This is a genomic window from Sporosarcina sp. FSL K6-6792 (assembly GCF_038004885.1).
Lineage (GTDB): Bacteria > Bacillota > Bacilli > Bacillales_A > Planococcaceae > Sporosarcina > Sporosarcina psychrophila.
Genome location: NZ_JBBOSA010000001.1, coordinates 1,313,512 through 1,327,974, shown reverse-complemented (window position 1 = coordinate 1,327,974; position 14,463 = coordinate 1,313,512). Strand labels below are relative to the sequence as shown.

Below are 14,463 nucleotides of genomic sequence, written 5' to 3'. Positions count from 1 at the left end.
AATAAATTAACAAGTCCAGGTTTTGATGCCTGGGCTTTTTTTGTATATTAAACCTAACTTAATGTTAATAATACTGTACATAATGTTAAGTGTAGTATACATTATGAATAGGAGGTGTCACGATGTTAAAGAATCGGCTGAAAGAATTGCGAGCACGACATGATTTCACACAAATTGAACTGGCAAAACGTGTTGGCGTGACACGACAAACAATTGGCTTCATCGAAAAAGGGGAATTTTCACCGTCCGTGACACTGTCATTGAGATTGGCACGTGCATTGGAATGTGACATTAACGAATTATTTTGGTTAGAAGGGGAGGAGTGACAATGAAGAATGATATGAGAATTACGTATCCTCTATGGCAAATGGGTGTCATCGTTATAGCAATGCTCCTCACTTGGCTGGTTGGTTTATCTTCTGTTTTCACAGTGGGAGATAGGAGCTTCGAGGTTAATGTGCAAGGGGAATGGGGAGTGATTTGGGGAGTTGCGCTGCTTGTTTTCGTTTTCTATTTAGCGTTATTTACTTGGAATGTTGTCAAGCACAATAAACGGATGCCGAATCATAAAATTAATGTTTTCTCATGGAAGCCGCAAGAATATATGGAGGATGACGAACTATTTCAAGAGGTTACGAAACGGGCGACAAAGAAAGTCTATACCTATTTTGTTTGGTCCATCCCAATTTTTGCTGGTTTGTCTTTAGGACTCCAAGTTGGAACGATTGGTGTGGTAATGGTTCTTTTACTTCTTTCGATGGGGCAATATTTAATTTATTACACAGAAGTCAGGAAATATACGGGGGTAGATGAATGATGTTTGAATATTTTTTAGTGTTTCTAGGTGCTGCCATTCCGTGGTTAGAAATCGCACTTGTCATCCCGCTAGGCATCATTAGAGGGTTATCCCCGATTTGGGTTATGATCCTTGCATTCGTTGGTAATATGCTTACGGTGCTGATTCTCATTATTGCATTCCAAAAAGTGAAGGAATGGATGGAGTCAAGGAAAAAGAAGGATGGGAAAGAAGAATCGAAGCGGACTGAGCGGGGGAAACGAATCTGGAATAAATATGGTATGCCTGGACTCGCGTTGCTCGGTCCGGTTTTAATCGGAACACATATTGCGGCGTTTATCGGATTGTTATTTGGGGCAAGTAAAGTGAACACGACAATTTGGATGACGATTAGCATTGCGTTATGGACGCTTGTATTCGGCATTGCGACAGCGATGGGCTTCGATTTCTTCGTGGAAAACCTCTGAATCTAATAATACAGAAACAAACACGAAAGTTTAAAGTTTCGTGTTTGTTTAGTTTGTTTTTTTATTGTTGGATCGACCACTACTACTTCAGCAATTAAATGGTGAAGAAACTAGCACAACACACTTCGGTTTCAATCATCAATGACTGACGGACATTTTCTATGACTTTGAACTTCTACCCAAAGGTTCTGCTGAAAGGTTTGAATCATTAGAATTGATAGTAATGGTGTCTATGAAGCTGAATATATTGCTTACAATAGTGAAGGTGAAGTGATTTATACTGGTAAACCTGGCGAGTAATAAGAAAAGTGGGTGAAAAGTATATGAAGTTGAAATTTTTATATTTAGCAATAACAGCATTTTTGATTGTTGGTTGTTCAAATAATCAAGAAGTAGGGAATATCACTGATACAGATAGTTATGAAAATGTTAGAGAAGTTGCTTGGGCGTTTATCGAAGAAAAAGGTTGGAATGACAATGCTGAAAAAGACTGGAAAAGTGCGGAAGTGAAGAAAATGATTGCGAATAATAGCTATGAATTGTTGGATAAAACTTATGAAGGAAAAGAGATATTAATCGTTTCTTTTGAAGACAAAGAGAATGTTGTGGTTGGTACCCCTTTAATACTTATTGACCCCAATCTCAATGAAGTAATTGGCTATATGCCAGGTGAATAAATCCCTTGTTTAAGCAAAGATGACTTTAATTGAAAAAGATAAGTACGCTAAAATGAAGATCGTTCGGATCGATATGAAGCCACTGAAAAAGTCATATTTCCTTCAATCCCGTTGATTTTCGTTCCGAGCGTACGCTTTCCGCAGGCACGGCTTTAGCCAATCGAAAAGCAAAGGGTTCGATTTGCCGTATTTCTGTGTTCTTTGCAGAAATTAAGTCATTCTTGACCCTTGCTCGCAAAAGCCCCTTTTCAATACAATCAACTAGTTCTTACTATGAAAAAGAACTTTTTCAGTGGCCGCATTGATATCCAAGCGATTTTTTGTGCTAAGTTTAATGTTATTTAACTTGTTGAACAATATGTTATTTGTTGTCTCCCAACCTTATATCTACATTACTGGAGCTACTTAGGTTTCTTGGGCATGTTTTATCTTATCGAACTCCCTTGAAAATTAAAAAACTATAATTGGTTGGAAATTTCTGTGAATTAAATGTATACTTTGAGTATCAAAAAAAGGGAGATTAGCCTATGTTATCGAGCATTGCAGTAGAAGTTTTAAAAGAATTAAGTGAACAAAAAAACTTCGCAAGGGCACAGTAGAATATCGCAAACCCTTACTGCTGACCCCTGCAATTTAATTGGGGGACATTAAATTGATTAAGCATTATAGTGAGAGTTTTTTATCAGGAAATAAAATTGCTTTACGTAAAATTACAAAAGAGGATTATGCGAATTTCTTTGCAATTGAAGATATAATGGAAAGTCGTTTATTAATGAATGATGGTATTCCATTTCCACCTACTGAGGCGGACCACGAGAAATTTCTTAGTGAGATTAGTTCTGAGAAAGATGACTACATGTTTGCCATCGAACTTAAAGACGAAAAACTATTCATTGGAACTATCGCTGTTTACTTAGTGAACTGGAAAAGTAGTACTTGTCACGTTGGTGTTTCAATAGGACCTGAAAACCAAGGAAAAGGCTATGGAACCGATTCAATGAAAGTATTGGTAGATTTTATTTTTAATTATATGAATTTAAATAAAGTGAAACTTCAAGTATTTGGCTATAACAAAAGGGCGATTTGTTCTTATGAAAAATGTGGTTTTCTTTTGGAAGGTACTCTAAAAGAAGAACTCTTTAGATTTGGTAAGTATCATGATATTTATATTATGGGTTTACTTAGAAAAGATTGGGAATGTAAGACATAATTAACCTTTGAATAGGCAGACCAGTTAAATGGTCTGTTTTTATATCTCTTTTTCAGCGAACGAGCGCATTAGCATAAGTAATGGAGCTTAAGCAGCTCCTTTTTATAATTTCAATTATGATTGTGTAATTCTCTTTTAAACGTTAATTGTATACTATTGTCTTTATTGTTTTTTCACTTTTTTGTTACTGGATTATTTTTGCATCTAATTTATTTCACTACCGAATGCTTTAGTTGAAGAATCGGCTTCCTTACGGGGGAGCTTTTTCTTATTGAGTGAGAGGTAAATACTTCCGTGAACGTAAAAATATGTGAATTTTCTATTATGAATGATATAATTCAAAATAAGTAACGGAGGGAGGGGCGTAATGAAAAAACAGATACGCAAGGCGGATCAGGCTAAAATACGCCAACGAAAACAGATCGTATTGCGAATGAACTTCCTATTCTTTTCAATCTTTGTCCTATTTTCATTGCTCATTTTTCGCCTTGGCTATTTACAAATCGTTAAAGGTGAAGAGTATTCCCGTGAGTTGGAAAAAAAGGAAGAAGTACCTGTCAACACAAGTGTGCCAAGGGGAAGAATTTTTGACCGTATGGGGCTTGTTCTAGTTGATAATGATCCGAAGAACGCCATTACATATACGAAAATGACGTCGACGACTTCAGCCGAGATGCTTAAAGTTGCTGAGCAACTTGCGGTCTTGATTGAACAAGAGACGAAAAGGATTACCCCTGGAGATAAGAAAGACTTTTGGATTTTAAAGAATTCAAAAGCAGCAACGGAAAAAGTTTCTATAAAGGAACAAGAGAGACTTGAAAAGGATAGTAAGCTTTCACGGACGGAATTGCAGAAGAAAATTAATAGGCTTACACGAAAACGAATTACGGACGAAGAAATTGATTCTTTTACGGAAGAGGAGCTAGAAGTACTTGCGATTTACAGAGAAATGATGTCGGGCTATGCATACTCACCGCAAATAGTGAAAAGTGGAAATGTGACGGACGAGGAATTCGCAACTGTATCTGAACGTCTAGGAGAGTTACCGGGCGTGGATACAACGACAGATTGGGAACGTGTGAGAAGATCAGACAATACGATTCTAGGGACAACCACGAGCTCCATTGAAGGTATTCCTAAATCCCGTGAGAATTATTTCTTGGCACGGGATTACTCAGGAAATGACCGTGTTGGAAAAAGTTATATTGAGCAATATTATGAGGATTTGTTAAAAGGGCAAAAAACAATTGTGAAGAATATTAAAGATCGTAGCGGGCGTGTCGTCGAAACGAAAACAATCCGACAAGGCGAACCTGGTAAGGATCTTATTCTGACGATTGATAGTGAACTGCAACAGACACTTGAAAATATTGTATCGGAAAAACTGTTGGAATTAAAAAGAGGACCCAATACCGGAGAATTGGATAGGGCTTTTCTAGTCATGATGAATCCGAATAACGGTGAAGTTCTTTCGCTTGTAGGTAAGCAAGTTGTTACGAATCCAGAAACAGGAAAACTCGAAATATGGGACTACGCATATGGTACATTTACTGCGGTCCATGAAGCGGGATCAACAGTGAAGATGGCGACGCTTCTTACAGGGTATCAGGAAAATGTGGTACGTATCGGCGAAACGAAGATAGATGAACCAATTAGAATCGGTGGTATTACAAAAAGATCGCTGTTTAATCAATACTCTAGGGTTGCTGTAACTGATATTGAAGCAATCGGCAAGTCTTCGAACGTTTATATGTTCCGTATCGCAATGGCTATGGCGGATTCTAACAACAGCTCTGAAGGTGCGAAACGCATTAGGGAAAATGCATTTGATACGTTCCGACAATCTTTCGCCTCTTTTGGACTTGGAACAAAAACCGGCATTGACTTACCGGGGGAGTTAGGCGGTCTGATTGGCGAAAGTAATTCAATCGGTATTTTAATGGATTTATCCATCGGGCAGTTCGATACCTATACAACACTTCAATTGGCTCAATACGTCTCAACAATTGCAAATGGCGGTTATCGGATAGCTCCAAAAGTATTAAAAGAAATACGCGAACCATCTGAGGATGGTGAAATTCTTGGTTCTCTCATTCAAGAAACAGAGGTCAATATCTTAAATAGGATTCAGAGTACTGATGCAGAAATTGATCAAGTGAAGCGTGGTATGCATTACGTGTATTATGCACCTAAAGGAACGGCCCCGAAAATTTTTGATGGAAAAGACTATGATGGAGCAGGGAAGACGGGAACTGCGCAAGCATTCAGTTCAGGGAAATCGACAATCAATCTATCCCATGTGGGGTTTGCACCTTACGAAAATCCGGAAATTGCTTATGCGGTTCTTGTCCCAAACATCACTACAAAGCCAGGAGATCACACGACTGGCGCTCAAAATAAAATTATCCAACAAGCTGTAGACGAATATTTTAAGCTGAAAGTAAAAAGAGCTAAAGAAGAAATATCTACAGCTGCCGAGCAACCAATCATACAGGCTCCTAAAAAAGAATCTGAAAAATAAAAGTAGGGAAACCAAAGAATGGTTTCCTTACTTTTTTCAATAGATAAAAACCTAAGCCGCTATCTATGATGAAAATGAAATTAAGCTCTTTGAAAAGAGAATCCGCTCCTATAAAATAAGTACAGTCTTCTTGTCAATTAATTTTAAAAGAATATTCATGGATATTCCTCCGCCTATCGCTAAGAAAAAACTCCTAGTATTCTGAAATAACCCCTTAAAATAAGGCGTGTCCTTTGTCATCTTAAATTCGATAAAACTGAAAACTGTAATTCTGGGTAAAAATTTGTTATACTTACAAACAGACCAGTTGGTATGTGAGGAGAGATACATTAAATATGGATATAAAATCGCAATTAATTGATACTGCTACGACCCTTTTTCAACAAAAAGGATATAAAAATGTTGGACTTAACGAGATTTTAAAAGCTTGTAATGTTACAAAAGGAGCGCTCTATCATCATTTTCCAAACGGAAAAGAAGAATTATTGATTATTTGTTTACAAGGTTTGAATGAGGCCATTACCACAGATATCAAAGCTATTTTCAGCAGGCATCTATCAGCTAAGGACGCCATACTCTCAATGATTGATAAGTTAATTCAGGATTTTGAAAAAAGTGGCACCATTATCGGCTATACATTTAGTAGCATTGTCAGTGAAATGGCAACGATGAGTGAACCAGTCCGTACTGCTTGTAGTGCTCTATATGAAAACATTCAACACCTTTACTATGAGAAACTTATAACGGAAGGCTATTCGAGTGAATCAGCTTCCGCTATCGCATTGTTGATGACAGCTTCGATTGAGGGTGCAATGATGCTTTGTTTGACGCAAAAATCCGCAACACCTTTGAAAACAATTGCCACATTATTGCCGGGTATATTAAAAGTGAACAAGTAAATTCGACAGAACCCGTTAATATTGTGTTTGTTAAACTGAGTGCATCTTTAGTGTAAATTACATTTACTGCGGTTTTATTGATATATCTTACGATTATTCACTCCATAGCGTGATTTGTTATTGGCATATTCATCGATGTATTTAACGTAGGTCTCAAATATGAATTTTGAAAGGAAGAAAAACAAACTATGCATCAAGAAAACAGACTACCGAAAAACGGTAAAGAGGGCGCGTTATTTGGCGCAATTATCGTAACATTATCAGTATTAACAATGGGACCAATCAATATGATCCTTGCTGCTGGAGGCTTCAACAAAGATGTTGCAATGAACATGCTAATCGTGTTACCTATTATTTGGGTTTTCGTCATGATAATTGAACCGGTAGCAATCGGTCGTTTTGCAGAATTTTTATCATCTAAATTCATTTCGCCAACAGATGGTTTTGCTGCTCGTATTATGTTCCGTACAATTTTCACAGTATTAGGTATGTCATTTACAATGACATTTGTTGGGGTTATCATTGGGGATGGTTTTACAACTGATATCTTTGCACACTTTATCCAAATCTGGCCCCGTAACTTCTTACTCGCCCTATTTTTAGAGAGCGTAGTTATCCAACCATTTGCACGTTTAGTAATGGTTAAAATGCACGCAGCGCAAGATAGAAAAGCCGCAGTTCAAACGAATACACAAAATATCTAAAAAAATCGCTCAGACTTTTCAAAAAGTCTGAGCGATTTTTTTATTATTCATTCAGCAGGCGTACGGACGACTAAAACATCGCATTTAGCTGAACGTACGATTGCTTCAGATACAGAACCAATTAAGTAGCGCTCTACTGGCGTATGCCCCGTAGCGCCGCAAATAATTAAGTCTGCCTTCACCAATTTAGCAATCTCTTTTGTAATCACAGTTTTAGGTGAACCATATTCAATAATGATAGTTACATTTTCAACGCGAGCAGCTGCTGCGCGTGCTTTATAGCGTTCTAAAATTTGTTGAGATTGTTCTTTGACTTGCCCAGCAATTTCTTTATCAAGAGGTCCCAAGTAGCGCGTATCAATAATGTTAACGAGGTTTAATTGTGATCCTTTATTTCGATATGCAATCTCAAGTGATTTACGAAATGCATAATCAGCCTCTTTTGAACCGTCTACAGCTACTACAATACTTTTATAACCAGTTGCCATTAGTCATAATCTCCTTTTTAAATTATGTAATAAATCAGTTGTAGTTATTTTGAATTCACATTTTTCGATTTTTTCATGAACAAATACAATATAACATTAATCACTGCAAATACTAAAACGACTATAAAGTTTTTCAGATTATCCAATATACTTTTCTTCGAGTTTTTCTTTCTATTTTCACTTCTTTTTAAAAAGTGGATAGATGGGGTCGTGGAAAAAGGAAGATGGAAAAGGGGATTCGAAGTGGACCGAATGGGACAAATGAATTTGAAGTAAATAAAGCATACATGGATTGGTACGCATACCGCGGCGCTCATCGGGTTATTGTTTGGAGCAAGCAAAGTGAACACAACCATATGGATGACCATCCGTATTGCATTATGGATACTTGTATTTGGCTTTGTAACGGCGAAGGGCTTTGATTTCTTTTTGGAAAATAGCTAGTTCTTAAAATACAAAAGCCGCTCAATTAATGAGCGGCTTTACGTTTATCCAAACGCCGTGATAGAAGAGTGCGCCGGTGATAGTGCTCCGTGCAATCTTTGCATAATTCAACTTGCCGCAAATACTTGTGCTAGCTCTCCGGCCATCTTTGTTTTTTCTTGTTCTCCTGCATGATTCCATAGCTTTTCGAAAAACACCCCTAGTCCAGGTAACAGGTGCTCTTCACCTCGTTTAATAGCATCTTCCACAACGTTACGGATATCATCCGCTGTATTATTCGTCATGTTTGCTGAAATGGCATCTCTTATTTGAAAATCCATTTTATCAACCTCCCACTTTCATTTTGGACACAAATATCGCCAACTATACCGTCATTTGATACACTGAAAAGAAAAAGGCGGTAACGTACATATGAAACGAATTGAATCATCACAAAACGCACTCGTGAAACATTGGAAAAAGCTTGTCACAACACGAAAAGAACGCGATCTGTCGAAAGAATTCCTTGTCGAAGGTTTTCATCTCGTTGAAGAAGCATTAAAAAGTAATGGGGCAATTCTCGCGTTAATCACCCGTGACGGAGTTGAAATACCTCAAGGATGGTCTATCGAAGGTGTAAAGCTTGTTGAGATAACAGAGGCAATTGCGAAAGAAATTTCGGAAACGGAGCAGTCGCAGGGTATTTATGCGCATTGCCGTCAACCGGAGCATGCTGTAGAGAACTATTCTACATGGAAAAAACTTTTATTAATTGACGCAGTCCAGGATCCTGGTAATGTCGGAACGATGATTCGGACGGCAGATGCTGCTGGAATGGATGCAGTTATTCTTGGAATGGGGACCGCTGATTCGTATAACCCGAAAACAGTACGTTCTGCGCAAGGGTCACATTTCAATATCCCGATCGTCAAAGGTGATCTTATTGAATGGACGGCTAAGGCGAAAGAAGCGGGCATTCAAGTTTTAGGGACAGGATTGAAAAATGCTGTAAATCATTCTGATATCTGGCCACAAGACGAATTTGCATTGATTGTTGGAAATGAAGGCAGTGGCGTCAATCCGGATTTGCTTGAGATGGCGGATAATACGGTCAAGATTCCAATGTACGGCAAAGCAGAATCGTTAAACGTCGCAGTTGCAACGGGCATCCTGCTATATACGTATTCTAAAGTGTGAAAACTAGCATGTTGTTGATGATCAAATCATAATCGGGTATACTATTGGTTATGAACAGAAATGAAAAGCAATGATCGGGAAAAGTAAACAATACATGAGCCGAAAGGGAGTCCGCGCCTTGACTGAAAGCGCAGATGGGTAAATGATTGTCGAAGTTCACCCCGTGAGCTGCCGCCAGGACCAGCGTAAGCTGTAAAGGTGTGCCGGTGCCGGACCGTTATTCCGATTTGAGTGATCATATCTTCGGGTATGATAATCAGGGTGGTACCGCGAAATCGTCCTCGTCCCTTTTTTAAGGGGCGGGGTTTTTATTTCGTCTAATTTCGGGCGCCAGACGCCCTACACTTTTTTTATTTTGAAAGGAGAATTGACATGGAAGCACAATTAGAACTGTTGAAAGTAGAGGCGCTTGCAAAAATTGAAGCAGCTTCAGATGTAAAATCATTGAATGAAGTTCGTGTAGCCTACTTAGGGAAAAAAGGACCAATTACTGATTTGTTGAAAGGCATGGGAAAACTTCCTGCTGAAGAACGTCCGAAAATGGGGGCGCTTGTCAATGTTATTCGTGAGGCAGTGACAGAAGTGCTCGAAGATCGTATGGCGAAACTTGAAGAATTAGCCATCAACGAACAGCTTGAAAAAGAATCGATTGATGTAACATTGCCTGGACGTCCTGCACGTACTGGAAATCACCATCCGTTAACACGTGTTGTTGAGGAAATCGAAGACTTCTTCATCAGCATGGGCTATGAAATTGCTGAGGGTCCTGAAGTTGAGAAAGATTATTACAACTTTGAAGCGCTGAACTTGCCAAAAGGCCATCCAGCACGTGATATGCAAGATTCGTTCTACATATCCGAAGATATTCTTCTTCGTACACATACGTCACCAGTTCAAGCACGGACGATGGAAGCGAAAGGCGGCGCGCCGATTAAGATTATATGCCCAGGTAAAGTGTACCGTCGTGATAGTGACGATGCGACGCATTCTCATCAATTCACGCAAATTGAAGGGCTTGTTATTGGTGAAGATATCCGCATGAGCGATTTGAAAGGGACACTTTCTTTATTCGCTAAAAAAATGTTTGGCGATGAGCGTGAAATCCGTCTGCGTCCGAGTTTCTTCCCATTCACGGAACCGTCTGTTGAAATGGACATTTCATGTTTCAAATGTGGCGGAGACGGCTGTAACGTTTGTAAGAAAACAGGCTGGATCGAAATTTTAGGTGCCGGTATGGTACACCCGAATGTACTGGAAATGGCTGGTTATGACCCCGCTGTTGTATCAGGTTTCGCTTTCGGTATGGGACCTGAACGTATTGCAATGTTGAAATATGGTGTGGAAGATATCCGTCATTTCTATACAAATGACGTGCGGTTTGTATCGCAATTCCACCGGACGGAAGCTTGAGGAGGAGACGAATATGTTAGTATCTACAAAATGGTTAAGTGAATATGTAAATATAGAGGGAATTTCTACGGCAGACCTTGCGGAGAAAATTACACGTTCGGGCATTGAAGTTGATTCCATCATCGACCGTTCGCATGGTATGACGAACATAGTTGTGGGTTATGTGTTGGAATGTGTGAAACATCCTGAAGCGGATAAGTTGAATATTTGTCAAGTGGATGTTGGGGAAGAAACTACACAAATTATTTGTGGTGCTCCCAACGTTGCAGAAGGGCAAAAAGTCATTGTTGCACGTCCAGGTGCAGTACTACCAGGCGGCATGAAGATTAAAAAAGCAAAACTGCGTGGTGAGGAATCGAACGGAATGATCTGTTCACTTCAAGAGCTTGCGATTGAAGGCAAGCTTGTACCAAAAGCATATGCAGAAGGAATCTATGTGCTTCCTGAATCAGCTGTACCAGGTGAATCCGCACTCCCGCTGCTTGGTCTTGATGATCAAGTACTTGAATTCGATTTAACACCAAACCGTTCAGACGCACTTAGCATGATAGGCGTTGCGTATGAAGTTGGAGCGATTTTATCACAAGGCATCCAACTCCCTGAAATTAACTACACGGCTTCAAATGAAAAAGCCGAAGATATGCTGAAACTGCGTATCGATGCAAAAGAAGAAAATCCGATGTACGTAGCGAAAGTCGTTAAAAACGTTAAAGTAGAAGCATCGCCGTTATGGCTTCAAAACCGTTTAATGGCTGCTGGCGTACGTCCACATAATAACGTTGTCGATATTACAAACTTTGTCCTGATGGAATACGGTCAGCCGCTTCATGCATTTGACTATGACCGTCTTGGAACAGGTGAAATCGCTGTCCGTCTTGCGGAACAAGGTGAAAAAATCACGACATTGGATGATACTGAACGGACACTGGAAGCGCATCAACTTGTTATTACGAATGGTAAAGAACCTGTAGCGATTGCTGGCGTAATGGGCGGATTAAATACGGAAGTACATGATGGAACGACGACGGTTGTCATCGAATCTGCTTACTTCTCATCAGGATCTGTCCGCCGTACATCGAGAGAGCTTGGACTTCGTAGTGATGCGAGTACACGTTTTGAAAAAGGAGTCGATCCTAATCGAGTCGAAGCAGCAGCAGAACGTGCCGCACAGCTTATGGCTGAAATTGCGGGGGGCGTTGTGCTTGCTGGATCTGTCATTGTTGATGATCTCGATAAAACGCCTGTACGCATTACTGTTTCACCGGATTATATTAACAATCGCCTTGGTATGAAGATCCCTCTTGAAGAAATGCTAGCTATTTTAGACGGATTACAAATCCCTACAGAAGCGGTGAACGGAAAATTGATCATTGACGCACCGACACGCAGGCAGGATCTTCGAATCCAAGAAGATATTATCGAAGAGATTGCACGGATGTACGGCTATGACTTGATTCCAATGACACTTCCAATAACGGAATCGACGCCGGGTGGGTTGTCGCCGTATCAAGCGAAACGTCGTACAGTTAGAGCGTTCCTTGAAGGCGCAGGACTCTTCCAGGCACTGACGTATTCATTAACATCTAAGGAACAGGCACAAAGCTACGCGCTTGAAACAGCACCCGTTACAGAACTTCTGATGCCGATGAGTGAAGACCGCAGTATCCTTCGGCAAAGTCTTATCCCGCATCTCCTTGAGGCTGCAACATACAACGTTGCACGCCGTATGGATTCGGTAGCACTTTATGAAACTGGATCGGTATTCCTTGGTGAAGAGGAAGATGGACTGCCACAAGAAGTTGAACATGTTGCAGCTGTTATTACTGGAAAATGGGTTGACCATGCATGGCAAGCTGAAACGAAATCGGTCGACTTCTTCGTTCTAAAAGGAATTGTCGAAGGCATGATGGATAGTCTCGGTCTTTCTGAAGGTCTGTCATTCGAACAAACTGTTCTTGACGGGATGCATCCTGGACGGACAGCAAACATTTTCTATAATGCCGAACGGATAGGTTTGATTGGACAAATTCACCCGACAGAACAGAAAAAACGTGATTTGAAAAACACATATGTAATGGAAATGAACCTTGCTAAAATTTTGGCAGTTGAAACGGAAGAACTTTTATATACCCAGGTTCCACGTTTCCCATCGAGTTCAAGGGACATTGCGCTTGTCGTTTCGAGCGATACATCAGCAGGTATGCTTGAAAACGTTATTCGCAGCGCTGGTGGTAAATTGTTGAAAGACGTTAGATTGTTTGACCTGTACGAAGGGGACAATGTTGAAGATGGCAAGAAATCACTTGCGTTCTCACTGACATATTCAGATGCTGAGCGCACATTGACAGACGAAGAAGTCGTCAAAGCGCATGAAAAAGTATTGAACGCGTTAACAACAGAAGCAGGAGCTTTGCTTCGCGGATAACTAAAATCAAGAGGCACACAGAATTCTATTCTGTGTGCCTCTTTTTGGGGAAATGCAATTAGAAAAGAAAAGATGCAATTACAGTAATTACCTTGGCATTTGTTGATTAGATTTTCGCGAAAACGAAGAGTTGTGATTAGAATATCGAAGTTGGTATTAGAATTTAAAAGTTGGTATTAGATTCTCAAAGTTGGTATTAGAATTCAAAAGTTGTGATTACACACCAAAACTCACCCTCTTTTCCTAGCCGCAAGATTCTTGGCTTTCCCTGCATTCGCAAAATGCCACTTCGTCAGTGATTTCAAAGTATCTTCACCGCTTTTTAATAAAATCTTGGCGGCCACCTCATCCACTCTCGGTCCCGCGCCTTTTGGCAGTGTCATTCCTGCAATCCCGCTCAACCGGTCCATCTCTTCTAAAAATGCAACACGTGCAATAATTGACGCAGCTGCAACCGACATATGAAGACCTTCCGCTTTTGTCGAAAACAGCACATTCTCTCGCACAATTTCAGACTCCGCTTTGATGTGATTATAATAAATTCCGCGCTCCGCAAATTGGTCAATCAAAATATAATCGGGTTTTTCCCCGTCCATTTTCCGGAGTACATGCTTAAGTGCTTGATTATGGAGGAGGGCTTTGATCTTTCCTTGAGACCAGCCGCTCGCTTGTACATCATTGTATTTCTCGTTTTCAAGCGTCAGTACACTATAAATGAGCGCCTCCTGTAAATCAGGTGCGATTTTTCGCATGAGGTCATCTGTTAGCATTTTTGAATCTTTTACACCAAGTTCGCGAACAAGCTCTATTTGATTGGCACGGACGAAACAAGCTGCAACAGTAACAGGCCCGAAGAAATCACCCGTTCCTGTTTCATCTGACCCGAGAACGGATAACTGTGCCAAGCGGTCTGGCAGCAAATCACCTTTTGTTTTCACTGCGGCCGACCCCGCTTTAACTTCTGCTGTGCCCCAACGCGCGGCTTCTCGTTCAGATCCTGCGCCCTGGAATAGTACTTTTCCGGACTTGTAGGCTGTGATTGAGGTATCAGGTAGTTTCGCTGCAAAGACGACGCCAGGAGCATTGCGTACGACTTTTGAAGACATGTAATGATTTATCACTTTTTTCATATCTTGACTGTTTACAATAATAACTTGATTACTCAATTTATAACTTCCTTTCGTCGACTTAATTCACAACTAAAACCATTTCGTGGTATGATTAATAACAGAGTTTTTTATGTGGG

At 40.1% G+C, this 14,463-nt stretch carries 15 protein-coding genes and 1 other annotated feature; of the genes, 12 read left to right on the top strand and 3 right to left on the bottom strand.

Translation table 11 applies throughout. From position 1 onward, the window contains the following. Nucleotides 1–122: 122 nt before the first annotated feature. The 8 genes from MKZ26_RS06355 (at nucleotide 123) to MKZ26_RS06320 (ending at nucleotide 7,274) form a co-directional block, all read left to right on the top strand. Nucleotides 123–326 (top strand): helix-turn-helix transcriptional regulator, encoded by a 204-nt coding sequence (locus tag MKZ26_RS06355; RefSeq protein ID WP_187047331.1) that lies wholly within the window; start codon nucleotides 123–125, stop codon nucleotides 324–326. 2 nt (nucleotides 327–328) lie between these two features. After that, nucleotides 329–817 carry a hypothetical protein gene (locus MKZ26_RS06350; RefSeq protein ID WP_340765180.1) on the top strand — a complete coding sequence of 163 codons (489 nt, stop codon included), beginning with the start codon at nucleotides 329–331 and terminating at the stop codon, nucleotides 815–817. Then, nucleotides 817–1,263, top strand: coding sequence for a small multi-drug export protein (locus tag MKZ26_RS06345; protein ID WP_340742591.1), 447 nt, complete (start codon nucleotides 817–819; stop codon nucleotides 1,261–1,263). The genes MKZ26_RS06350 and MKZ26_RS06345 overlap by 1 nt, the downstream gene beginning before the upstream one ends. Before the next feature lie 323 nt (nucleotides 1,264–1,586). Next, nucleotides 1,587–1,940, top strand: coding sequence for a hypothetical protein (locus tag MKZ26_RS06340; protein WP_340765177.1), 354 nt, complete (start codon nucleotides 1,587–1,589; stop codon nucleotides 1,938–1,940). 652 nt (nucleotides 1,941–2,592) lie between these two features. Continuing rightward, on the top strand, nucleotides 2,593–3,150 hold the full coding sequence (locus tag MKZ26_RS06335) for a GNAT family N-acetyltransferase (RefSeq protein WP_255428630.1): 558 nt from the start codon (nucleotides 2,593–2,595) through the stop codon (nucleotides 3,148–3,150). 367 nt (nucleotides 3,151–3,517) lie between these two features. Beyond that, the gene (locus MKZ26_RS06330) at nucleotides 3,518–5,671 is read left to right on the top strand and encodes a peptidoglycan D,D-transpeptidase FtsI family protein (protein WP_340765175.1); all 2,154 of its coding nucleotides are present in this window, start codon (nucleotides 3,518–3,520) and stop codon (nucleotides 5,669–5,671) included. 335 nt (nucleotides 5,672–6,006) lie between these two features. Then, nucleotides 6,007–6,570: a TetR/AcrR family transcriptional regulator gene (locus MKZ26_RS06325; RefSeq protein WP_338652869.1), complete on the top strand. Its 564-nt coding sequence runs from the start codon at nucleotides 6,007–6,009 to the stop codon at nucleotides 6,568–6,570. A 188-nt stretch (nucleotides 6,571–6,758) separates the two neighbouring features. After that, nucleotides 6,759–7,274 (top strand): DUF2798 domain-containing protein, encoded by a 516-nt coding sequence (locus tag MKZ26_RS06320; protein WP_338652868.1) that lies wholly within the window; start codon nucleotides 6,759–6,761, stop codon nucleotides 7,272–7,274. Nucleotides 7,275–7,321: 47 nt separating this feature from the next. On the opposite strand, the gene MKZ26_RS06315 is transcribed toward MKZ26_RS06320, so the two are convergent. Continuing rightward, nucleotides 7,322–7,762: a universal stress protein gene (locus MKZ26_RS06315; RefSeq protein ID WP_340765173.1), complete on the bottom strand. Its 441-nt coding sequence runs from the start codon at nucleotides 7,760–7,762 to the stop codon at nucleotides 7,322–7,324. Between the two features lie 224 nt (nucleotides 7,763–7,986). On the opposite strand from MKZ26_RS06315, the gene MKZ26_RS06310 reads away from it, so the two are divergent. Next, a complete protein-coding gene (locus MKZ26_RS06310; RefSeq protein ID WP_340765171.1) occupies nucleotides 7,987–8,184 on the top strand; it encodes a hypothetical protein in 198 nt (65 codons plus the stop codon). Nucleotides 8,185–8,313: 129 nt separating this feature from the next. On the opposite strand, the gene sspI is transcribed toward MKZ26_RS06310, so the two are convergent. Continuing rightward, complete coding sequence (gene sspI, locus MKZ26_RS06305) at nucleotides 8,314–8,526, bottom strand: small acid-soluble spore protein SspI (protein WP_067207810.1); 213 nt, start codon at nucleotides 8,524–8,526, stop codon at nucleotides 8,314–8,316. A gap of 91 nt (nucleotides 8,527–8,617) precedes the next feature. Between sspI and MKZ26_RS06300 the strand changes: the two genes are divergently transcribed. From MKZ26_RS06300 to pheT, 3 genes are all read left to right on the top strand, one after another. Then, nucleotides 8,618–9,382, top strand: a complete 765-nt coding sequence (locus MKZ26_RS06300; protein WP_340765169.1) for a TrmH family RNA methyltransferase — start codon at nucleotides 8,618–8,620, stop codon at nucleotides 9,380–9,382. 61 nt (nucleotides 9,383–9,443) lie between these two features. Next, nucleotides 9,444–9,674 (top strand) — a binding site (T-box leader). Nucleotides 9,675–9,754: 80 nt separating this feature from the next. Next, the gene (gene pheS / locus MKZ26_RS06295; protein ID WP_067207815.1) at nucleotides 9,755–10,792 is read left to right on the top strand and encodes a phenylalanine--tRNA ligase subunit alpha; all 1,038 of its coding nucleotides are present in this window, start codon (nucleotides 9,755–9,757) and stop codon (nucleotides 10,790–10,792) included. A 13-nt stretch (nucleotides 10,793–10,805) separates the two neighbouring features. Further along, nucleotides 10,806–13,217: a phenylalanine--tRNA ligase subunit beta gene (pheT, locus tag MKZ26_RS06290; RefSeq protein ID WP_340765166.1), complete on the top strand. Its 2,412-nt coding sequence runs from the start codon at nucleotides 10,806–10,808 to the stop codon at nucleotides 13,215–13,217. A gap of 230 nt (nucleotides 13,218–13,447) precedes the next feature. On the opposite strand, the gene rnhC is transcribed toward pheT, so the two are convergent. Then, nucleotides 13,448–14,383, bottom strand: a complete 936-nt coding sequence (rnhC, locus tag MKZ26_RS06285; RefSeq protein WP_340765164.1) for a ribonuclease HIII — start codon at nucleotides 14,381–14,383, stop codon at nucleotides 13,448–13,450. Between the last annotated feature and the right edge of the window lie 80 nt (nucleotides 14,384–14,463).

Bases quoted from the DNA above. Each gene is read 5' to 3' on its own strand.
- sspI (WP_067207810.1), bottom strand. From the start codon at position 8,526: ATGGATTTTCAAATAAGAGATGCCATTTCAGCAAACATGACGAATAAT.
- MKZ26_RS06350 (WP_340765180.1), top strand. From the start codon at position 329: ATGAAGAATGATATGAGAATTACGTATCCTCTATGGCAAATGGGTGTC.
- MKZ26_RS06300 (WP_340765169.1), top strand. From the start codon at position 8,618: ATGAAACGAATTGAATCATCACAAAACGCACTCGTGAAACATTGGAAA.
- MKZ26_RS06325 (WP_338652869.1), top strand. From the start codon at position 6,007: ATGGATATAAAATCGCAATTAATTGATACTGCTACGACCCTTTTTCAA.
- pheS (WP_067207815.1), top strand. From the start codon at position 9,755: ATGGAAGCACAATTAGAACTGTTGAAAGTAGAGGCGCTTGCAAAAATT.
- MKZ26_RS06320 (WP_338652868.1), top strand. From the start codon at position 6,759: ATGCATCAAGAAAACAGACTACCGAAAAACGGTAAAGAGGGCGCGTTA.
- MKZ26_RS06340 (WP_340765177.1), top strand. From the start codon at position 1,587: ATGAAGTTGAAATTTTTATATTTAGCAATAACAGCATTTTTGATTGTT.
- pheT (WP_340765166.1), top strand. From the start codon at position 10,806: ATGTTAGTATCTACAAAATGGTTAAGTGAATATGTAAATATAGAGGGA.
- MKZ26_RS06355 (WP_187047331.1), top strand. From the start codon at position 123: ATGTTAAAGAATCGGCTGAAAGAATTGCGAGCACGACATGATTTCACA.
- MKZ26_RS06315 (WP_340765173.1), bottom strand. From the start codon at position 7,762: ATGGCAACTGGTTATAAAAGTATTGTAGTAGCTGTAGACGGTTCAAAA.
- MKZ26_RS06330 (WP_340765175.1), top strand. From the start codon at position 3,518: ATGAAAAAACAGATACGCAAGGCGGATCAGGCTAAAATACGCCAACGA.
- MKZ26_RS06345 (WP_340742591.1), top strand. From the start codon at position 817: ATGTTTGAATATTTTTTAGTGTTTCTAGGTGCTGCCATTCCGTGGTTA.
- MKZ26_RS06310 (WP_340765171.1), top strand. From the start codon at position 7,987: ATGGAAAAGGGGATTCGAAGTGGACCGAATGGGACAAATGAATTTGAA.